General features: G+C 58.0%; 18 protein-coding genes. 14 read left to right on the forward strand and 4 right to left on the reverse strand.

Translation table 11 applies throughout. From position 1 onward, the window contains the following. Nucleotides 1-132: 132 nt before the first annotated feature. Complete coding sequence (locus P4G45_RS12455) at nt 133-4,683, reverse strand: glutamate synthase-related protein (RefSeq protein ID WP_373694111.1); 4,551 nt, start codon at nt 4,681-4,683, stop codon at nt 133-135. A gap of 190 nt (nt 4,684-4,873) precedes the next feature. Between P4G45_RS12455 and P4G45_RS12460 the strand changes: the two genes are divergently transcribed. From P4G45_RS12460 to P4G45_RS12505, 10 genes are all read left to right on the forward strand, one after another. After that, nucleotides 4,874-5,314: an ArgR family transcriptional regulator gene (locus P4G45_RS12460; protein ID WP_348266803.1), complete on the forward strand. Its 441-nt coding sequence runs from the start codon at nt 4,874-4,876 to the stop codon at nt 5,312-5,314. Nucleotide 5,315: 1 nt separating this feature from the next. Then, a complete protein-coding gene (argC, locus tag P4G45_RS12465) occupies nt 5,316-6,428 on the forward strand; it encodes an N-acetyl-gamma-glutamyl-phosphate reductase (protein WP_348269257.1) in 1,113 nt (370 codons plus the stop codon). Then, a complete protein-coding gene (gene argB / locus P4G45_RS12470) occupies nt 6,425-7,207 on the forward strand; it encodes an acetylglutamate kinase (protein ID WP_348266804.1) in 783 nt (260 codons plus the stop codon). Before argC ends, argB begins: the two co-directional genes overlap by 4 nt. Then, entirely contained in the window at nt 7,204-8,457 is a 1,254-nt protein-coding gene (locus P4G45_RS12475; protein WP_348266805.1) for an aspartate aminotransferase family protein, read from the forward strand. The genes argB and P4G45_RS12475 overlap by 4 nt, the downstream gene beginning before the upstream one ends. Continuing rightward, nucleotides 8,450-9,547 carry an ornithine carbamoyltransferase gene (gene argF / locus P4G45_RS12480; protein WP_348266806.1) on the forward strand — a complete coding sequence of 366 codons (1,098 nt, stop codon included), beginning with the start codon at nt 8,450-8,452 and terminating at the stop codon, nt 9,545-9,547. Before P4G45_RS12475 ends, argF begins: the two co-directional genes overlap by 8 nt. Before the next feature lie 34 nt (nt 9,548-9,581). Further along, nucleotides 9,582-10,925, forward strand: coding sequence for an argininosuccinate synthase (gene argG / locus P4G45_RS12485; protein ID WP_348266807.1), 1,344 nt, complete (start codon nt 9,582-9,584; stop codon nt 10,923-10,925). Nucleotides 10,926-11,008: 83 nt separating this feature from the next. Further along, the gene (locus tag P4G45_RS12490) at nt 11,009-11,350 is read left to right on the forward strand and encodes a GIY-YIG nuclease family protein (RefSeq protein WP_348266808.1); all 342 of its coding nucleotides are present in this window, start codon (nt 11,009-11,011) and stop codon (nt 11,348-11,350) included. Nucleotides 11,351-11,453: 103 nt separating this feature from the next. Next, nucleotides 11,454-11,858, forward strand: a complete 405-nt coding sequence (locus P4G45_RS12495) for a hypothetical protein (RefSeq protein ID WP_348266809.1) — start codon at nt 11,454-11,456, stop codon at nt 11,856-11,858. A 3-nt stretch (nt 11,859-11,861) separates the two neighbouring features. Next, nucleotides 11,862-13,301 carry an argininosuccinate lyase gene (gene argH / locus P4G45_RS12500; RefSeq protein WP_348266810.1) on the forward strand — a complete coding sequence of 480 codons (1,440 nt, stop codon included), beginning with the start codon at nt 11,862-11,864 and terminating at the stop codon, nt 13,299-13,301. Continuing rightward, nucleotides 13,288-13,905, forward strand: coding sequence for a GNAT family N-acetyltransferase (locus P4G45_RS12505; RefSeq protein ID WP_348266811.1), 618 nt, complete (start codon nt 13,288-13,290; stop codon nt 13,903-13,905). Before argH ends, P4G45_RS12505 begins: the two co-directional genes overlap by 14 nt. Before the next feature lie 129 nt (nt 13,906-14,034). On the opposite strand, the gene P4G45_RS12510 is transcribed toward P4G45_RS12505, so the two are convergent. Next, nucleotides 14,035-14,955 carry a hypothetical protein gene (locus P4G45_RS12510; protein ID WP_348266812.1) on the reverse strand — a complete coding sequence of 307 codons (921 nt, stop codon included), beginning with the start codon at nt 14,953-14,955 and terminating at the stop codon, nt 14,035-14,037. Between the two features lie 731 nt (nt 14,956-15,686). Here P4G45_RS12510 and P4G45_RS12515 point away from each other — a divergent pair. Further along, nucleotides 15,687-18,032, forward strand: a complete 2,346-nt coding sequence (locus tag P4G45_RS12515) for an EAL domain-containing protein (RefSeq protein WP_348266813.1) — start codon at nt 15,687-15,689, stop codon at nt 18,030-18,032. A gap of 52 nt (nt 18,033-18,084) precedes the next feature. On the opposite strand, the gene P4G45_RS12520 is transcribed toward P4G45_RS12515, so the two are convergent. Next, nucleotides 18,085-18,342, reverse strand: coding sequence for a GlsB/YeaQ/YmgE family stress response membrane protein (locus P4G45_RS12520; RefSeq protein WP_348266814.1), 258 nt, complete (start codon nt 18,340-18,342; stop codon nt 18,085-18,087). A 235-nt stretch (nt 18,343-18,577) separates the two neighbouring features. Here P4G45_RS12520 and P4G45_RS12525 point away from each other — a divergent pair, with 235 nt between their 5' ends. Then, nucleotides 18,578-19,441, forward strand: coding sequence for a hypothetical protein (locus tag P4G45_RS12525; RefSeq protein WP_348266815.1), 864 nt, complete (start codon nt 18,578-18,580; stop codon nt 19,439-19,441). Between the two features lie 129 nt (nt 19,442-19,570). Beyond that, entirely contained in the window at nt 19,571-19,774 is a 204-nt protein-coding gene (locus P4G45_RS12530) for a hypothetical protein (RefSeq protein ID WP_348266816.1), read from the forward strand. A gap of 71 nt (nt 19,775-19,845) precedes the next feature. Here P4G45_RS12530 and P4G45_RS12535 read toward each other — a convergent pair whose 3' ends face one another. After that, nucleotides 19,846-21,060: a DUF763 domain-containing protein gene (locus P4G45_RS12535; protein ID WP_348266817.1), complete on the reverse strand. Its 1,215-nt coding sequence runs from the start codon at nt 21,058-21,060 to the stop codon at nt 19,846-19,848. 287 nt (nt 21,061-21,347) lie between these two features. Between P4G45_RS12535 and P4G45_RS12540 the strand changes: the two genes are divergently transcribed. Beyond that, entirely contained in the window at nt 21,348-21,734 is a 387-nt protein-coding gene (locus P4G45_RS12540) for a group III truncated hemoglobin (RefSeq protein ID WP_348266818.1), read from the forward strand. Nucleotides 21,735-21,755 lie beyond the last annotated feature (21 nt).

A 21,755-nucleotide genomic window follows, 5' to 3' on the forward strand; every position in this document is an offset into this window, starting at 1 on the left:
CTGTTTTCCACAGTTCCATCTCAAAAATGAAAGCCAGTCCCCCGGAGAGAACTGGCCCAATATTCACGAAAACAACATTATGACCATGGTCGTGCGGGACTATGATCGATCATCCCATTCGAAACTCCGACTTCAAGCCTGGGGCACCGGAGTCAACCGGACAAACGCCGCCGCATGCTTCGACCAATCCGCCAGCATCGCCTTTGCCAATCCGCTGGCAGACTCCTCCGCATGGGCCACAATCATCGACTTCAAAGCTTCCTGCGATTCGACATCGACCGCGTTGAACTCTTCCGCAGCGATGAACTCCGGGTGATATCGCTTGCCGCTTACGAACGACCCATCCGCGTCATAAACCCACGCCAAGCCGCCCGTCATGCCCGCGCCAAAATTCATTCCAACCCGGCCTAGAACAGCCACAACACCGCCAGTCATGTATTCGCAACCGTGATCTCCAACTCCTTCTACAACAGCAGTGGCACCGGAGTTACGAACCGCAAACCGCTCTCCAGCGCGACCAGCCGCAAACAGTTTTCCGGACGTGGCACCATACAACGCCACATTGCCCAGAATGACATGCTGCCCACTGTCTTTCGCCGCCAGACCGCAGGCACGGATGACGATCTCGCCACCAGACAGACCCTTGCCGACGAAGTCATTAGCCTGTCCATCCAGCACCAACTTCATGCCATCGACCGTAAAAGCGCCAAACGATTGTCCGGCCGTTCCATTCAGATTGAAGGTCACATCCGACGGGAAATCAGCCTGCGCACGCCGCAGAACCAGCTCTCCGGCAAGGCGCGAGCCGATAGCCCGGTCGCAGTTAGCAATCTTGGAATCCACAACATAAGGAACGCCCTGCTCAGCCGCCTCGAGCGCAGGTTCAACCCACGCCTCATCGAGGGGCGCGCTGACCATAGGCTGGTCGTTGCGAATTCCCATCCACCGGCTCGCACCTTCGGACACCTTCGCCAGCATCGGCTGAAGGTCGAGATTTCCGTCGAACCGAACCTGCTCAAGCAGGTCCGTGCGTCCAATGGCTTCGTCCAGCGAAGCAAATCCATACTTCGCCAGCAACTGCTGCAAGTCAGCCGAAAGCTCCTCGAAGAATCGGACCACATGCTCCGGCTTGCCGCGGAACTTCGCCCGCAACTCCGGCTTCTGCGTCGCAATGCCCGTAGGACAGGTATTCAGATGGCACTGCCGGGCCATATCGCAACCCAGCACCACCAGCACCGCCGTTCCAAACGCATACTCGTCCGCGCCAAGCAAAGCCGCGATGAGAATGTCATGCGCCGTCGCCAGGCCGCCGTCGGTACGCAGCCGAACGCGTCCGCGCATTCCGTTCTGCATCAGCACCTGCTGCGCCTCGGCCAAACCAAGCTCCCACGGATTGCCGGCATACTTGATGCTCGACAAAGCCGCTGCTCCCGTTCCGCCCACATTGCCGGCGATCACGATAAAGTCCGCATAGGCCTTGGCAACGCCCGCCGCAACCGTACCGACACCGCAGCCTGAGACCAGCTTCACACCGACCGCAGCCTTCGGATTCACGCGCTTCAGATCATAGATAAGCTGCGCAAGATCCTCGATCGAGTAGATATCATGATGCGGCGGCGGCGAGATCAGCGGGACGCCCGGCTGAGCATGACGCAGCCTGGCAATCATTCCGCTCACCTTGTGACCGGGCAGCTGACCGCCTTCACCGGGCTTCGCACCCTGGGCCACTTTGATCTCAATCTCTTCCGCATGGGCCAGATACTCAGCAGTCACGCCAAAGCGCCCCGAGGCAATCTGCTTGATCTTGTTGTTCAACGAAGTATGCACAGCAGGAGCTTCAACGACTGGCTCAGCCACGGCCGTACCGCCGCCAGAGCGTGCGCGCATGATCAACTCTTCATCCTGATGAATCCTTCCTCCATCAACAGAGTTGAGTTTGTAAACAGCACGGTCTTCGCCGCCCTCGCCCGTATTCGAGCGTCCGCCAAACATGTTCATCCCGGCCGTAATCGTCTGATGGGCCTCCGGGCTCAACGAGCCCAGCGACATGGCGCTCGAGATAAACCGCTTGGCCAGACTCGACGCCGCTTCGACTTCACTCACGGCCAGTGCCTGCCCAGCCGAGCGAATCTTCAACAGGTCGCGCAGTACAGCCGGATCGTGTTCGAGAACATCATGCGTAAAGATGGCAAAGGCGCTCGCCGGATCAGTAGGCTGCGGAACATTACGCGCCGTACCGACGACCGACTGCAGTGCTTTTACATTGGGCGGCTGCCAGGCATGGGGCTCAGAGACATTCGCCTTGCGGAATCGTACCCAACCATAGTCGGGCAGGTCTGCCGCGGCAGCTACGCTTCCCTCACCCACCTGCCAGGTCTGCCGAAGCTGACGCTCCACCTCGGCAAATCCAACGCCCGAAAGAGGCGCAGGCGTATCGACGAAGCAACGGTCCACCACGCTCGAATGCAGGCCGAGAATATCGAACAGATGTCCACCACGATAGCTGTGCACGACGGAGATGCCCATCTTGGACATCACCTTCGCCAGACCGGCATCCAGCGCCTTCAGCATCTTGCGCTCGTAGACTTCAGCGTCCGTACCGGCAGGAGCCACACTCAAAGCCGTCTCCAAAGCCAGCCACGGACATACAACACCCGCGCCATAGCCAATCAGCACGGCGGCATGGTGAATATCGCGGCAATCACCCGCCTCGACCGCTATTCCCGCAAGGGTACGCAGCCCCGCCGCAACCAGCGCCTGGTGAACTGCACCGGTCGCCATGGCCATCGGAATTGGAAGCCGTTCCGGACTCGCCGAGCGATCCGAGAGCATCAGAATGCGCGCGCCGTTCCGCACCAGTTGTATCGCCTGCATGCAAATGTCATCGAGTCCCTGAAGCAGCGTGTTCTCGGGTTTAAAGACGCACTGCAACTCCGCAAAATTCAACTCCGCCGCATGAGGATATTGGCGGCTCCGCAGAGCCTGAACCTGTCCCAGCGAGATGAACGGCGAAGACAGCGAAAGCCCAGGCAACGGCGAATTCTTATCCAGCAGATGGGCCCATGGGCCAAGCCGCGTATGCAGCGAAACCACGCACGCCTCACGCAGAGGATCGATGGCAGGATTTGTCACCTGCGCGAAACGCTGCCGGAAATAGGCATAAATCGGTCTCGGCGACCGCGCGAGGAAGGCCAGCGGAGTGTCGTCACCCATCGACCAGACTGGGTCCTTACCCTCAGTCGCCATCGGCTGAAGAATCATCTTCACATCTTCACGCGTATAGCCAAACCCGCGATGCGTGGCCGCAAGCGTAGCCGCGTCAATAGGCTCGAACGGCACTGTATCGAGAGGAGTATCTTCCACCAGCTTTGCGTAAGTGGCCCCCTCGTCGAACAACTGCAGCAGCGCCTCATTCTCATAAATCTCGTGCTTTTCGAGATCGACCAGGAACATCTCACCCGGCCCAAGACGCCCGCTATGCACGACCTCTTCCGGATCGAGATCGACCAGCCCAATCTCCGAGCCGGCAACCACTAAACCATCCTTGGTCACTGCAAAGCGGCAGGGACGAAGACCATTGCGGTCGAGAGCAGCGCCAACAACTTTGCCGTCGCTGAATGCCAAGGCAGCCGGGCCATCCCATGGCTCGGCGCAATCGATGTGGTAACGCAGGAACGAGGAGGTCTGATGCCCCTCGGACGCAGGCGGCAGCAGCATGCGGACCGCCTCGGCCAAAGTCCTTCCATTCTGCGAAAGCAGTTCAATCGCCTCATCGAGACTTGTCGAATCGGTGCCACCCTCGGTCAGCACAGGCTTGCACTCGACGGGAAGCGTGGAATCGCGTGCCGTCATCCGGGCGCGATTGCCCCAGATCGTATTGATCTCGCCATTGTGTCCCAGCTTGCGGCCTGGCTGCGCACGGTGCCATGTAGGCAGCGTGTTGGTGGCATACCGCTGATGAAAGACCGCGAACGGCGTAACGAACTCTTCCGATGACAGATCGGGGAAGAACTGCGCCAGAAAACTTCCGGCAACCATCGCTTTATAGGTAATCGTTTGCGACGACAGCGAACAGATATACCCGGTCACATCCCCACGCTCATGCGACCGTTCAAACTGCTTCCGTGCCAGATAGAGCCTGCGCTCCATCGTTCCCGGCTCGGCATTGTCTGAATCCACTACCAGTACCTGCCGGATCTTCGGCATCGTACTCAGAGCCTCTTCACCCAGCCACTCCGTACAGATCGGAACGTCACGCCAACAAAGCACCTTAAAATCGTGAGAGAGCAGACACCGCTCCAGCAAAGCCTCCGCGCGCGTCTCCTCCAGGGGCAGCAGCAGCATCCCCACACCGAGCAATTGCTTGTCATCAAGCTCGATATTCGTGGCACGCAGCAAAAGAGCTCGCGGAACGGCGGTCAACACACCCACGCCATCGCTGCTCTTTCCATCCGCCGCAGTGGCGCCACGGTGCGCCAGGCGGCCAAGAGCAGTCAAGGCCTGCTCTAAAATTTTATGGGAAGGCACTGAATTGACAGCCGCTACAAAGCCGACGCCACACGAATCATGGTCAAATTTCTCGTCAATCAGGGAGGCCGGAACATTCGACAGGCGCTGAGTAGGCAGGGTGGTGGCAGAGGTCAGGGCAGCGGGGTTTAACCCATTTGTAAAAAACTGTTCCATGCTTCACTATACGTCCAGCGACACTCAAGTGTCTCCAGAGATACCTTCCGTTTGGGGCACGCTAATGCGTCTAAACAAGCGCGCTATGCATAAATATACATGATCATGTATATTTATGCATAGGCGTGAACTTCCCGCTATCTCTTGACCTCACGAAACATTGCAGGCATTTAACAGGGAAAACACCCGCATGAAACAACAGCGTCATACCGTAATTCGAGAGCTTCTGGTAAACACGTCCGTTGCCAGTCAGGACGCGTTGCAGAAAAAGCTCGCCGAACGAGGTTTTCATGTCACCCAGGCGACGCTGTCGCGGGACATCCACGAGTTGCGGCTTTCCAAAGGGCCAGCCGGCTATTCCCTGCCTGGCGGTGACGATGACGACGAAGATGCTCTGCCGGGGATTCGCGAAGTCCTTCACAGCTTTGGACTTGAAGTGCGTCCAGCGGCCAATCTTCTGGTCCTGGTTACGACCACAGGAAGCGCCCAGCCGGTGGCTGCCGGAATCGATTACGAAGACTGGCCGGAGGTCGTTGGCACCATTGCGGGGGATGACACTATCCTTATTATCTGTCCCGATGAACAGCAGGCAAAGACACTGAAATCTCGAATTGAAGGGTACATTGGCTAATCTGGAAACACTGCAACCATCGACTGAAATCGCGAACGCGCCCACCAAGCCCGTCGCGCCGCAGATTGCTGTAGCAGGCGTCAGCGGCTACGCTGGCGGAGAACTGGCGCGTCTGCTGCTGCACCATCCCGCCCTGAGCGGAACCAGACCGATCTTTCTGGGCCGCGCCGGTGAAGCCGAAGTGGGGCCGTCCACCTCGCTGGAGGCTCTTCATCCTTATCTGACGGCTCCGGGCCATCACGCATCGACCCCCGTATTCCCTTTCACGTGGAACCGGATCGTCGATGCAGGGACGAAAGTACTCTTCCTTGCAACGCCGCACGAGCAGTCCCGAGAGTGGGTGCCTGAAGCCATCGAGCGCGGCATCAAGGTCATCGACCTGAGCGGCGCCTGGCGGCTGCAGGAGACGCGCAATCGCGACGTCTACCGCTTGACGGATGCAAATCCTAAACTCGCAGCAGAATTGCAGGCAGAGGCGGTCTACGGTTGCCCTGAGCTGCACCGCGACGCAATCAGAAGCGCCCGTCTGGTAGCGAATCCCGGCTGTTACTCCACATCCATGATTCTCGCGCTCGCTCCTCTGGTTCAGGCCGGCCTGGTGGACATCGACCACGGCATCATCTGCGATGCGAAATCGGGAGTAAGCGGAGCCGGAAAAGCGGCAACAGCGAAGACCCACTTCATGTATGCCGCCGATAATCTGTCGGCCTATAACGTCTTCGGCCATCGCCACACCGGCGAGTTGCTCGAGCAACTTCACCTGAGCGCAGACCAGATTCAGTTCACGCCTCATCTGCTGCCCATCCCACGCGGCATTCTCGCGACCAACTATCTGCGGCTCAAGCAGTCGACCGATTCTTCGACGATCAGTGCCGTGTTCTCGAACTTTTACCGGCATAGTCCGATGGTCCGTCTCTATCCATCCCCGCAGTTGCCGCAGATTCAGCATGTCGTTCGTACCAACTTCTGCGATATCGGCTTCGAACTGGCGAGCGATGGAAAACGGCTGGTCATCGTCTCCTGCCTGGACAATCTGTTGAAGGGTGCATCCGGTCAGGCAGTTCAAAATCTAAACCTGATGTGCGGCTGGAACGAACAGGAGGGCTTGCTGTGAGATTTGTCATCAAACTAGGCGGTGCGGCCCTTGAAAACAAGGAGATTCTGCATGGCTGCGGCAAGGCAATTGCCGACCTCGTAGCCGATGGAAACCAGGTTGCCGTCGTCCACGGCGGCGGCGTTCAACTCACGCGTACCCTGGCGCTGATGGGCAAGAAGAGCGAGTTCATCTCCGGCCTGCGCGTCACCGACGCCGAAACCCGCGACGCCGCAATCATGGTTCTCGCCGGCCGCGTCAACAAGTCGCTGGTCGCAGCCATCGGATCGCACGGTCAGGCCGCAGTCGGCCTCTCCGGCGGTGACGGCCACGTCTTTCGCGCGCGCAAGAAGAAGACGAACCCTGACCTCGGCTTTGTAGGCGAGATCGCAGGAACCGACTCCCGTTGGCTCGAAGCCATCTGGACCATGGGCGCAGTTCCCGTCATCTCGTCCATTGCCCTGGGCTTCGATGGCGAGTACTACAACATCAACGCCGATGAGATGGCCGCTGCCTGCGCCATCTGTACCCACGCCGACACCCTTGTCTTTCTTACCGATGTCCCCGGCGTCAAAGGAGCGGACGGAAATGTCATGCGATGGCTCACCCTGTCGCAGATTCCCGCGCTCGAAAAGCAGCAGGTCGTCTCCGGCGGTATGTTGCCAAAACTCAACGCCTGCCGCAACGCCCTGACGCACGGCGTCAAACGTGTACGTATTCTGCCTGCGGAGTCCGCAGCACTGCTGCCCGATCTCTGCTCGACCCGGGTCAACGATGGAACGGAGGTAATGGTCGCATGAAGCTGGCATCCATACAGGCCGCGGAGAAAAAACTACTTCTCCAAACCTATGAGCGTAATCCCTATCTCTTCGTCGGCGGACAGGGCGTCTACCTGCACGATGAAGAAGGTCACGATTTTCTCGACCTGTTGAGCGGCATCGGCGTCTCCGCGCTCGGCTATGGGCATCCCGCCATCGAAGCGGCCATTCAGGACCAGAGCAAGCGCCTGCTGCACACGTCGAACCTCTTCTACCACGAGGGAACGGCGAACCTCGCGCTCCGTCTGACCGAGATCAGCGGCCTCGATCGCGTCTTCTTCTGCAACAGTGGTACGGAGGCATGGGAGGCCGCGCTGAAGCTCGCCCGCTCCCACGCGCGTCTGCTGCGCGAAAAGGGCCGGAAGATCGGCACAACGTTTCTGGCCATGGAACACAGCTTCCACGGACGCACCATGGGCTCGGTTGCGACAACGCACAAGGAAAAATATCGCGAGCCCTTTGCCCCGGTCATGCCTGGCGTCGAGTTCGTGCGCTTCAATGACATCGCCGATCTGCGCGCAAAGTTCTCACAGGACATCTGCGGCATCTGCATCGAGCCGCTTCAGGGCGAAGGCGGCATTCATCCCGTCTCACAGGAGTTCTTCGCCGCGGCACGCGAGCTCTGCGACTCCACCGGAGCCTTGCTGCTCGCCGACGAGATCCAGAGCGGCCTCGGTCGCACCGGAAAGTGGTTTGCCTATCAGCATTACGGCATCCTGCCCGACATCACCACGCTCGCCAAGCCCATCGCGGGCGGCATCCCCATGGGAGCGATGCTCTGCACCGACGAAGCCGCACTCGGCTTCACTCCCGGCCAGCACGGCACGACCTTCGGCGGTGGTCCCCTCGCCTGCGCCGTCGCCATTGCCGTTCTCGACACGATGCAGCGCGAGAACATGCTGAAACACATCCATGACATCGGAGAGTTTTTCAAATCAAAGCTGCAGACGCTGGCGACACATCATGACTGCATCGTCGACGTTCGCGGCATGGGCCTGATGCTTGGCATCGAACTCAATTCCGCCGAGTTGGCAAAGCAGGTGGCCGCAAAGATGATGGAACGCCGCATCATTATCAACCGCACCAGCGAGACGGTGCTTCGCTTCCTGCCGCCATACATCCTCGAACGGAAGCATGTCGAGATCGCCATCAACGCGCTCGACGAAATCTTGAAAGATCTTGCAGCAACATACGCCGGAACCGCATCGGCAGGAGAAAAATCCCATGGGTAGCAAAACTGTAATCATGAATCCGAAGCCCGCGGAGGGCGAAGAGATTTCGCCGCGTAAGCCGACAGCAACTCTGGGCATCCAGTCCGACACCGCCTTCAGCGAAGCGGTCAGACGCCTCTGTGGTCGCGACCTCTGTTCCATCGCCGATCTCACCGTGCAGGAGGTAGCTGCGATCATGGAGCTCTCCCATGCGGTCAAGGCCAATCCGGAAGACTTCCGGCACGCGCTCGACGCCCGCCAGATGGTGATGTTCTTCGAGAAGGCCTCGCTGCGGACACGCGTGACCTTTGAAGCCGCCATCAATACCCTCGGCGGCAATGCCATCTTCGTCGACCAGACGCAGTCCCCTCTCGGCGAACGCGAATCGCTCTCCGACATGGCCCGCAATCTCGAGCGCTGGATGAATATTCTCGTGCTTCGTACCTACTCGCACGAGACCATCACCGAGATGGCTGCCTGCTCGAAGGTTCCCGTCATCAATGCGCTATCGGACCTCGAACATCCCTGCCAGGCTATCGCCGATTTCTTCACCCTTGAAGAGCGCTTCGGTTCAGCCCAGGGGCTTCGCTTTGCTTATGTCGGCGATGGAAACAACGTCTGCCACTCGCTCATGCTGACCGCCGCACAACTTGGCGCGCACTGCATCGTGGCTTCGCCAAAGGGCTTCGCGCCCAAGCTCGAGATCATTCACAAGGCCATCGAGATCAGCGAATCGACCGGCGGCAGCATCACCTTGATGCACGATCCGATCAAAGCAGTCACTGGCGCCGATGCCGTCTATACCGACGTGTGCACCAGCATGGGCTTTGAGCACGAAGCCACCAAGCGCGCACCCATCTTCAAGCCCTACCAGGTCAACGAAGAGCTGATGTCTCACGCCCAGCCGGATGCGGTCTTCATGCATTGCCTCCCCGCGCACCGCAACGCCGAGGTCACCGACGCTGTGCTCGACGGTCCGCAGTCTGTCGTCTTCGATCAGGCAGAGAACCGTATGCACGCGCAGAAAGCGCTTCTGCTGATGCTGCTTGGCGGCGCCAAACGGACCACTCACAGCCGCAGCCGATCCACCCAGCCCCGCAAACGTTCTTAAGCATTCAAGCCCAACCATTGAGGTCTGCATCATTATGTCCGTAATTCTCGAATCCCTGCCCGTCGGCCAGAAGGTGGGTATAGCCTTCTCCGGCGGCCTGGACACCAGCGCGGCCCTCCACTGGATGAAGCAGAAGGGCGCTCTGCCCTACGCCTACACCGCCAACCTCGGCCAGCCCGACGAAGCCGACTACGACGAGATCCCCCGCAAGGCGCTCGAGTATGGCGCTGAGAAGGCCCGCCTCATCGACTGCCGCGGTCCGCTCGTGCGCGAAGGCATCGCCGCCCTCCAGGCGGGCGCGTTCCACATCACCACCGCGGGCGTCACCTACTTCAACACCACACCCATCGGCCGGGCCGTAACCGGAACGATGTTGGTGACGGCAATGAAGGAAGACGACGTCAACATCTGGGGCGACGGCTCCACCTTTAAGGGCAACGACATCGAGCGCTTCTATCGCTACGGCCTGCTCGTCAACCCCAACCTCAAGGTCTACAAGCCTTGGCTCGACGCCGCCTTTATCGACGAGCTGGGTGGCCGCGCCGAGATGTCGGCCTTCATGCAGAAGTCCGGCTTCGCCTACAAGATGTCCTCCGAGAAGGCCTACTCGACCGACTCAAACATCCTAGGCGGCACGCACGAAGCCAAGGACCTCGAGCATCTCTCGACCAGCATGAAGATCGTTGCTCCCATCATGGGCGTCGCCTTCTGGCGCGACGACGTTGAGATCAAGCGCGAAGAGATCACCATCCGTTTCGAGGAAGGCTTCCCCATCGCCCTCAACGGTAAGGACTATGCCGACCCCGTCGCCCTGATGCTCGAAGCCAACGCCATCGGCGGCCGTCACGGCCTCGGCATGAGCGACCAGATCGAAAACCGCATCATCGAGGCCAAGAGCCGTGGCATCTACGAGTCCCCCGGCCTCGCTCTGCTCTTCATCGCCTACGAGCGCCTCATTACCGGCATCCACAACGAGGACACCATCGAGCAGTACCGCGACAACGGCCGCAAACTCGGCCGCCTCCTCTATCAGGGCCGCTGGTTCGATCCTCAGGCCATCATGCTGCGCGAAGCCGCCCAGCGCTGGGTCGCCAAGCCCGTCACCGGCGAGGTCACGCTTGAGCTGCGCCGCGGCAACGACTACACCATCCTGAATACCGACTCGCCCAACCTCACCTTCCACCCCGAGCGCCTCAGCATGGAGAAGACCGAATCCAGCTTCTCCCCACGCGACCGCATCGGCCAGCTCACCATGCGCAACCTCGACATCACCGACACCCGCGCCAAGCTGATGACCTACGCCCAAACCGGCCTCATCACCCTAAGCAAAGGCTCCGAGATGCCCCAACTCAATAGTTCCACAGAGGACAAAAAGTAACCACGTACATTCCTTTTGTTGTCATTCCCGAAGGGAATCTGCGTTTCGCCAGAAAGCGGCACGAAAGCAATCGGAGAGCACCAGTGAAAAGACGCGACGACTACGAGTTCTTCGTCTACATCCTCTCCAATCGCTCGCACGTTCTCTACATTGGAGTCACGAACGACCTCCGCGTCCGCGTCACTCAGCACCGCAGGCAAACACCGGGCAGCTTTACCGCCCGCTACAAAATTACTCGGCTCGTATATTTCGAGCGCTACCAGTACATCAACAACGCGATCGCTCGCGAAAAGGAACTCAAACACTGGACACGAGCGCAGAAGATCGCGCTGATTGAATCAACGAACCCGACCTGGGAAGAACTGTTGGCCGATGAGTCATTGCCTCAACAGACGCCTTGCAACGCAGATTCCCTTCGGGAATGACAAACAAAGGGGCACAGGAAACTCGGAAGTCTTATTTTGTTGTCATTCCCGAAGGGAATCTGCGTTTCGCCAGTATGACCGACACAGTAACCGGAGAGCCACGATGCCAAGACGCACGCAGCAGTTAATGGTCAAAGTTGCAGCCATATTGCCATTGATGGCTACGATGACCGGATGTCTCTCCAAGCCCGATAGCGTGAAAACATTTCCTTCGCCGAATAAAGAAGTTTTTTACACCGTCGAGACGTATCGTGGAATCGGCCTCGCAACGGGCGACGATACACGCGTTTATGCGCACTTTTCTCACGGCGGAAAGAGTAGAAAACAAGTCGTGCTTGGCGGCGAGAACATAGAAAATTTAGCCATTATTTGGACTTCGCCAACAGATGTCGACATGTGCGTTATAGATGGTTTGACAGACACGTTTCGCAATCAAGTCACATTAATTACGGGTGACGATCCATCATCTTCCTACACAATTCACAATCACTTCAGAGAGCACTGTTAACAAATGCCGAACGAACAACAACCCGCAAAGATGTGGTCCGGCCGCTTCCGCGAGCCACTCAACAAGACCTTCGAAGAGTGGCAGCGCTCGTTTCCCTTTGACTGGCGTCTCCTCCCGCAGGAGGTCGCCGCCTCCAAGGCCCACGCTCGCGCCATCGCCGCCGCAGGCATCCTCACCGATGCCGAACTGGCCACCATGCTCGACGGTCTGGACCAAGTCCTCGCCCAAACCACCCTCACCCCAGCAGTCGTCGCTGAGGCACCCGAGGCCGAGGACATCCACCACTTTACCGAGCTTCAGCTCACAAAGGTCATCGGCGACCTCGCCCTCAAGCTCCACACCGGCCGCAGCCGCAATGAACAGATCGCCACCGACATGCGCCTCTTCGTGCGCGACGCCATCGACGCCACCCTCACCGGCCTGCGCGAATGGCGTTCCAGCCTCATCGACCTCGCCGAGAGCGCAGGCGAAGCCGTCATGCCCAGCTACACCCACCTCCAGCGCGCCGAGCCCGTCCTCGTAGCCCACTGGCTGCTCACCTATGTCAGCCAGCTCGAGCGCGACTCCAGCCGCCTCGTCGACGCTCGCAAGCGCATGAACCTCTGCCCTCTCGGCTCCGGAGCCATCGCCGGAGCTACGCTCGCTCTCGACCGCACCATCGCCGCAAAGGCCCTCGGCTTCGACGGCCCCACGCCCAACAGCATGGACGCCACCAGCGACCGCGATTTCGCCCTCGAGTTCACCCAGGCCCTCGCCACTCTCGGCATCCACATCTCGCGCTTCGCCGAAGAACTCACCCTCTACTCCACCGCCGAGTTCGGCTTCCTCGACCTGCCCGAAGCCTTCTCCACCGGCAGCTCCGCCATGCCGCAGAAGAAGAACCCCGACCTCACCGAACTCATCCGCGGCAAGTCCGGCCGCCTGCTCGGTGCGGCAACCACCCTCGCTACGCTCATCAAGGGTCTGCCTCTCGCCTACAACAAAGACCTCCAGGAAGGACAGGAGCCGGTCTTCGACGCAGCCGATACCATCGCCGGCATGCTCAGCGTCCTACCTCCCTTTACCAGCTCGCTACGCTTCCGCTACGACCGCATGCAAGCAGCCGCAACTACCGGCTATCTCAACGCCATGGCCGCCGCGACGTATCTCACCCACAAAGGTGTTCCCTTCCGCAAGGCGCACGAGAAGATCGGCAACGCGGTTCGTTTTGGTCTGGAGACCGGGCGCGAACTAGGTGACCTGACGCTGGATGAACTGAGAAAATTTGGCGAGGAGTTCAGCGAAGACTTCTACGAATCAATTACCCTAGAAGCAACGCTGGACTGCCATGACGTCATCGGCGGTACAGCGCGGCACCGGGTCAGCCAGGCCCTCGCGGATGCTCGCGAGCGCCTCAAGGTTGAAGCCGGAAAGGTTGGAGACAGTCGTTATGTCAGTGTTTAGTCCGCTCTCGCCAGTAAGTGAGTCGACTTCATCATCGCGCCCTCGTGTGGGCGGAGCGACGGTGCGTACGGCCAAGCTGCAGGATGCGGTGAACATCTACGATCTGGTGAACTCGCTCTCTGGTGACGGCACGCTGCTGCGCCGCAACTACTCCGAGATCTGCGAGAACGTCAGGGACTTCAAAGTTGCTGAGTCCGAGAGTGGCATCTTTCTGGGCTGTGGTGCGCTGCATCTGTATGGCCCGCACTTAGCCGAGGTACGGTCCATTGTCGTGAAGCCCGAGGCCAAGGGTCAGGGCGCAGGGGGCAAGCTACTGCGCGCGCTGCTCGAAGAGGCAGAGAACCAGGGCGTAAGTGGCGTAAGCCTGTTTACCCGGATTCCCGACTTCTTCTTTCACTTCGGCTTCCGTGTAGTCGACCGCACCGCTCTCCCGGACAAGATCTACAAGGACTGCCAGAACTGCCCGCGCCTTTACGCGTGCGATGAAGTGGCAATGGTGCGTGGTTCTCTGCCGAAGATCGCGGTCCTTGGCCCGAGCAAGTTCGACCAGCCTGAACTGGTCAAGTTGCAGGCTGGCTCGCTCACTTCTAACTCCGGACATTAGCGCTTCCTAGAGCAAAGTAGCAGTTCGCGTAGAGTCGGACCTGCCTCTTGGTTGTCATTCCCGAAGGGAATCTGCGGTTGCCTTCCTCCACACCAAAAGCGATCCGATCCAGCTGAACTCCCTTTACACTCATTGCTGCAGTTGAGTGCCGGGACGCACATACGTCGCCGCATGGACTTTTGTTTTCGGAAGTTTGGTAGATACCTTCAGCTGCACCATACCTTTGCCCCCGGGAGCGATGAAGCTCGCGACATACGTCTCGGAGATGGCTTGCTGAAACTGCTTGAGATAAGGCTCGATGGAGACGGGATTGCCCGTGCCCTGGTAATAGGCCGTTCCCCCCGTACCCTCCGCTATCTGCGATAGATAGCTCTGTCCACTGAAGCTGGCACGTCCACCACGGAAGCCTGCGTCAGAGTAGTAGATGGAGGAGACCGCGACGCCGGCACGCTGCGCATCCCTGACCGCCGCATCGACGTAGGGGCTGTTCTGATTCATGATGCTGGTGCTGCCGTTGTAGGGATCGACACCGTTGGTAATCAGCAGGACGAAGCGGGCCTTCGAGGCGGGGCCGGAGCTCGCTTCCTCCGGCCAATGCTTCACAAAGTCGGAGAGGCAGAAGTAGGGACTGGCGCTAACTCCGGGAGAGCCGACAGGCATGCGCAGGCTCTGGGCTGCGGCATCGAAGTCGGTGGTGAAGTTCTGGCCAGCGAGAACCCGGCCGTTCTGCATGTAGCCGACGAACACCTCGGTCCCCGGACGAAGGCTCTTAATAAAGCTGCGCAGAGTGTCGAGTTCGCGGCTTACGCTGATGCGGAGGCCGTCGTCGATCAGAATGGCCACTTCTGCTCCCGACGCGTGGACCGGGGACAGGCCGGTAAGTTCAGCTTTACGGTTGTTGACCTTAACCGTGAGGTCGGTGATGGTTGGGACAGTAGGATTCCTGGAGTCAACGGTTACTAGAGCCTGCGTGGGGATGGGGCCTTCGTGCTGGGCTTGTGCTGCAATGGTGGTGGCAAAAAGAGTCAGAGCCAGAAGATAGCGGGTCATTTATGTTTCCCTTCAGATCGTTAGACGGGGTGAGCGTCGCTGCGGATAAGTCCGCAGTCGGTTGAACGATTCATCTTAGAGCCTGGCTGACCACTGTGCGAGACCTCGTTATGTACCTCAAACAAAAAACACGGTAGCCCAAGGTAGCGGCGCTATACCTAACGAAAGATACCGATCGCTTCCGTTCAACTAACGGTGAGGTGGAATGACACAGTAACAATAACCCGGGCGAGTTACCTGGCCTGGGCATCTGGCTTGCTAAGTATATATGCTGCAATAAGATAGGCTTGATCTTCCAGCGTGAATCGACGCATGCAGAGCGTTCGCCATTGTTATCCGACCCGCATGGCCCGCTAAAATTCTCCTGATTTCTGTTCCGCTCTCTGTTGAGTCAACCGAGCACAAACTCTTTTTGCAGCTTTGCTGAATTTAGCTTTTTATGAGACAACTTGTTTGCCTGCAGCATTTAGGAAGAAAACGGATCAACCCAGAACTTGACAAGAATGAACGGGCTCGGAGAGAAAGGCTAGCTTATAAGAACGAGATTCCATAAAGCTCGGATTCTCCGCCTGCCGGTAGATGCACCGCCGCCCGAAATGAAGAGGTGCGGGGATTAAGAGAAATATGGGGAAAAATTTTGTTTGGAACTCAAATTAAACGTTACTCTCGTAACTGGAAGTAACTTGCTTGCGTTTTCCTTCGTTATCGAAGTGTTTGATTGAGGTTTTTACTTGAAGGCTCGGGTTTCCCCGCGACTGCGGACTTGGAAGATTGGACTGCTCGCAGTGGCATCGGGCCTGATGTTGACGGAGTTCCTGCGCTTAGCTCAATGCGGTTATTTGGGCACGGTCGTCGGAGTCACCCTCGCAATGGGTGGAACGATGTTCGCCCTGGGATTTCTATGGCGTGGGCAAGAACGCGAAATCCGGCGCAAAGCAACTGAAGAAGCACAATCGAAATTCCTGGCTGCAGCCGAGACCAGTATGGATGCGTTCGTCATCTTCGAATGTGTCCGGGATCTCTCAGACAAGATCACGGACTTCCGGTTCCAATACGTAAACGCTAACTTCGAACGAATGATGGGTAAGCGGAGATCGGAGCTGCTGGGCCAGTTGCGGTCCGAGATCACCTCCGTTCCGCAAAACAGCATGCTGTTCGAGCGGCTGTGTGTCGTTGCAACGACCGGCGAGCCAATGTGCGAAGAGTTTCTGATTGTAGATCCCGCCATCAAAGCCACATGGCTGCGGCTTCAGGTCACCCGCCTGGGAGATGGTCTGGCCATGACCTGCTGCGACATCAGCGGCATCAAGTCGGTGCAGGAGCGGTACAAACATCTGCTCGAGTTCACCGATTCCGTCTTCCAGAATGCCCCGTTCAGCATTGTCGCCACCGATCTGCAGGGAACCATTACAGCCATGAATGTTGCAGCGGAGAAGCTCACGGGCTATAGCCGTGATGAGCTGGTAGGCAAAGCTCCGCTGACGATACTGCACGACGAGACGGAGTTGCTCGCAAGATCGGGCAACAGCGATTCCGTAAAGTCAGAGAGCGACGGCTTCCATCTTTTAACCTCTACGGCTGTCCTGGGCGAAATGGAAGAGCAGGAGTGGACGCTCGTGCGCCGGGACGGGTCACGCATCCCGATCAGCCTCGCGATGAGGGCAGTGAAATCTGACACGGGCGATGTGACAGGTTTTGTCGGCATCACGGTGGACATCACGGAACGCCAACAGATGCTGAACTATGTGACGCATCTGGCGACCCACGACCCACTGACAGGACTGATGGGCCGGGCGCTGCTCCGAGATAAAACAATGGAAGCGGTAGAGCGGGCGCGGCGCTTTGGAACCAAGGTCGCCGTCTTCATGGTCGACCTGGATCACTTCAAACGCATCAACGACTCGCTGGGACATACTTCAGGAGACCAGATTCTAGTGGAGGGAGCCAATCGCCTTCGCCGGTCGGTGCGCAGCACCGACATCGTGGCGCGGGCCGGCGGCGACGAGTTCGTCGTGGTGATGCCGGACATCACCAGTGTTGCCGACGTGGACCTTTGCGCCGCCAACCTGGTGCTCAAACTGTCGCCCGAGATCTTCGTCGATGACCACCTGGTAAAAGTGACAGCGAGCGTAGGCGTCTGCATCTATCCCGACTTTGCGTCCGATGTAAAACATCTTTTCAAACGCGCCGATGCGGCGATGTATGTAGCCAAGGAGAGCGGCCGCAACCAGCACCAGATCTTCAGCGAAGACATGCTGAAGGAGACCGCGGACCGGCTGATGTTAGAGCATGCGCTGCGTCACGCAATTGCAAATGGTGAAATGGAAATGCACTACCAGCCACAGGTCTCCCTGACGACCGGGGCCATCACCGGTATGGAAGCGCTGCTGCGATGGACCCATCCGCGACTGGGCAAGATCTCTCCCGCCCAGTTCATCCCGCTGGCGGAAGAGACCGGACTGATCGTGTCCATTGGCGAATGGGCATTTATGAGGTCCTGCTGCGAGGGCAAGGCGCTGCAGGATGAACTCGGAATGGATTTGACCATATCGGTCAATCTATCGCCCCGTCAGTTTCAGCAGAAGAATCTGGTCCAGGTAATCGAACACTGTCTTGCGAAGAGTGGATTGGCGGCATCTGACCTCGAGATCGAGATCACCGAGGGAATCCTCATGGTCAACTCACACGACAATCTCGATAAGCTGCAGAAGATACGCGAGCTGGGGGTGCGCATCTCTATCGACGACTTCGGCACAGGATTTTGCAGCTTCTCCTACCTGCTGCAATATCAGGTGGACCGGCTGAAGATCGATCAGAGTTTTGTGAGGCAGGCAGAGACGGATATTAATGCCGCGTCGGTGGTCAGAACGATTATTGCGATGTCGCATGGGTTGAACATCAAGGTGGTGGCCGAAGGCGTTGAGACCGACGAGCAGTTACGCTTTCTTCTCCGCAAGAAATGCGACGAGGCGCAGGGCAATTTCCTGGGGCTCCCCGTCGCGGCAAGGGATTTTGCTGCTGCCGCGAGATTGTATGGCAGCAATATGGGCTCACTCCAGGGCCTGGAAGTGCGATGAAGGATGTCCCATGATGCTCTCCGAAAAGAGGAAACATCCTTTACCGAAACGATCAGGCTGTCTGGCTGCGTCTGATCAAATGGTAGATGCCGAGCAGAATAAGGGCGCCGACAAGCGACATCAGGAAGCCTGCGGATTGATCCGGTTGGTAGTGGCCAACGGCACGGCCAATCCAGGTCCCAAGAAAGGCTCCCGCAATGCCAATCAGCATGGTGATGAAGATTCCGCCCGGCTCCTTGCCGGGAATGATGAGCTTGGCAAGCGCGCCTACAACAAGACCAATGATTGCCGTCCACAGCAGATGAAGCATAGCGATTCCTCCATAATTTTCCGGTGCTACCGGATGACTTACAAATGGTGCGGAAAGCATACTCCAGCTTTTAAAAGATGTGGAGAAATTAGTTCGCTTTTAAAGTTCGATTGAAGAAAGTTGCCATGACGCGGCCTACATTAAAATAAAAGACCGTTGGGTTCACCACCCAAGCCATAGAAGACCAAATAGCCCTCCCCCTGTTGTTGCATTCTTTTAGGAGAAATATCCCCACATGAAATTCCCCCTCGGTGTAGTTCTGTCGTTACTGCCCCTGTTCGTTCTTTCGGCCCACGCACAAACCGCTCCCCTGCTTACTCATCCATTCCTGTCTTCCGCTACAGGAGCGAGCTCCAGCACGGACATCGATGAAGCACAGCCCTCCGAACCCAGGCTTCTTACCGCATCGACGCAATCCGGCGCCATTGTCGCCACGCAATCGCCTCGCCATCTCGGTATCGCTACGCAGGTAGGCATCAACGGCGTGGGCGCAGATATCGCCGTGGCAGTGGCATCTCACTTCAACGTACGAATGGGAGCGCAATTTTTCGGATATTCAGATTCCTTCCAGGAACAGGGCGCCAATGTCAATGCGATGCTGCGCCTTGGAGGCGGCAGGGCCGCGCTCGACTGGTTTCCCTTCCACAATGGGTTCCACATTAGCCCGTTGGTTGTCTTTCTCGATCAGACCAACGTACGAGCCACGGTAATCGTGCCTTCTGGTCAGACGATCTCGCTGGATAACGGAGATTACGTCAGCAGTCACGCAGATCCACTGCACGGGAGCGCCTCCATCGGTGTCTGGAAGACGTCCCCCGGATTGACCATCGGCTATGGCAACATCGTTCCACGAAGCGGAAAGCACTTCAGCTTTCCGGTAGACGCCGGCTTCTACTACGTTGGTCAGCCTACGTTGAAAGTTGATTTCAGCGGAAGCGCTTGCGACCCATCCGAACCGGAGCCACTGGGCTGCCAGCCCGTCCAGCAGGATGCAGATTTTCAACGCGATCTTGCCGCATTCATCCGTCGCAACAACAACAATCTGAGCTACGCATCGTTTATTCCCATTCTCTCTTTCGGCGTTGGCTATAGCTTCTAATCGAATTGCAGATCCGTTGATCAACTGGACATTGAATGATGGATCTGCAAGCCCCCATGTGGAGCCACAAGAGTTCTTCACCGCAATAGCATTCTCTCCATTCAACATGCAGACGTGAGAAAATTCCGTATGAGCGATTTCATCCCTAAAGCAGGTACCGTAAAGATAGGCGGAATGGGCCGCGCCGCGCAGAAGCTTCAGGCAGCTCGCGAAAAGGCAGCTCACGTAAAGAGCGGCGCAAAGCCTCTTCCCGGAGCATCCATGACGTCGTTCAAGGCGAAAGATTCGTTCGCCAGCACCAAGAAGACCACCTTCCAGCGCAAAGCTGTCTAGCTGTGGAGTTTCGATAGGGGCGTCCCCTTCAATCCGGAACAAACTACTCAAGGATTGAAGGAAGAGAATTTTTAGAAGAGCGATTGCTGTCCCGTCGCCTTCGGACCTTTTCTTTCGCGGCGATCGTCAAAGACCGTCCTTCCGCCTACAGACGCGGAGATGCGGCGCTCATTCTCTATCGCCGCGCTAAAGTCAGCCAGCGGTTGTCGATCTTCCTCCACCGTTCGCGTCAGACGATCCAGTCGTTTGAAGCCTTCAACCTTTTCCGTATGTCCCAGGCGCGCCGCCTCCAGCGACCGCCGCAGTATCGCCAGCGATTCATCGTAGGTTTTAAGCGGCACCGGAAACGGATGCCCGTCTTTACCGCCGTGCGCGAAGGAAAAACGTGCCGGATCGGAAAAGCGGCTCGGCGCTCCGTGCACCACTTCGGCGATCAAAGCGAGGGATTGCAGCGTTCGTGGTCCCAGACCTTCCACCAGCAGCAGTGAAGCGAAGTCGCGAAGCTCTCGCTCATGTGCGACGGCAAGCACCGCCCCAAGCCGCTTCACGTCGACGTCCTTCGCACGAACGTCATGGTGACCCGGCATCGTCAGCTTGCGCGCTTCTTGCAGCGACGCCTCCACCGGCTCTTTCGCAATCGTCAGCAAAGCTCGCTGGGCCTTCTCAGCGCGAGCGTCTACCAGATTGAGAATCGTGCCCTGAGGCTTACCCAGAATTGCAGTATGCGGATCGGACACGAAATCTCGCACCGTCGTGGAGTGCCAATGGTAGCGACGCGCCAGATGATTCCCAGGATTCATTCCCTGCTGCACCACCACCCATTCGCCCGCCCTGGTCACAACGAACGAGTGCAGATAAAGCTGGAACCCATCGACCACAGCGTTGTTATCCACGCGAGCCGTAAGTCGGCTGGTGCGGGCAAGAGCGTCACCATCGAGACCGGTCTTCATCGAGAACGCGCGAAGCTCATCGGGAGTACGAACAGAATGCCGGCCACGCCCTCCGCACACCGCCAGACCAAGCTCGGAAAAACGCGAGTTCAGCCCCCGCTTTAACGCTCCCATCACCGACGTCGTGATGCCGGACGAGTGCCAGTCCATTCCCATCACACAGCCGAAAGCCTGAAACCAGAACGGATCACTCAACCGCGTCAAAAACTCACTCGGTCCATATTCAAGAACGATGTGCTCTGCAATCGCCGTACCCAGTTCTGTCATCCGAGCCGCGAGCCAGGGCGGCACTCGTCCACCGTGCAGGGGAAGATCGGCTGTTCCAGATCGTTTCATGTCAAGTCTCGAACTTAATATCTTCGCCCGATCTTCGCTTACAATCAAACCCGCCTCCGCGAACGCCCCGCGAAGAGCTTGACACCACTGATAAACTTAAAAGCAGAAGATAACCTTGGAAGCCCGGCAAAGCGCCGGGCTTTTGCCATCTGAAGTCATACCGAAGTCCAGACTTAAAGTCTCTACTTCGAAGACTTTATGACTAAAGTACGGGGGGGGGTACCTCCCGCAGCCGCATCATGGGAGTAAAGATCTGGGCGGAATAGGATAGAGAAGAGGCGATTGAAATGACGGAACAGAAAATTACCGAAGAAGAAATCTCAAAGCTGGTAGACCGTTTCTATGCCAAAGTTCAACTCGATCCCGAGATCGGCCCCATCTTCAATGAGAAGATCGAGGATTGGCCCACCCATCTGGCCCTCCTCAAAAACTTCTGGTCCACCGTCATGCTCACCACAGGTCGCTACAAGGGTGATCCGATGATGACGCACCTTCAGCTCCCCCTCGAGCCCAGCCACTTCAATCGCTGGCTTACCCTCTTCGCCGAGACCGCAAAAGAAGTCATGGCCCCCGAGCATGCCGCCAGCATCATCGCCAAGTCCGAGCGCATCGCCGGTAACTTCAAGGCTGGCCTGGCCTACCAGCGAAGCAGCTTCGCGTCCGCTAATTTGTAATTATTCGTTGCACATACCGGA

The sequence above is a fragment of the Edaphobacter paludis genome (genome assembly GCF_039993895.1).
Lineage (GTDB): Bacteria > Acidobacteriota > Terriglobia > Terriglobales > Acidobacteriaceae > Edaphobacter > Edaphobacter paludis.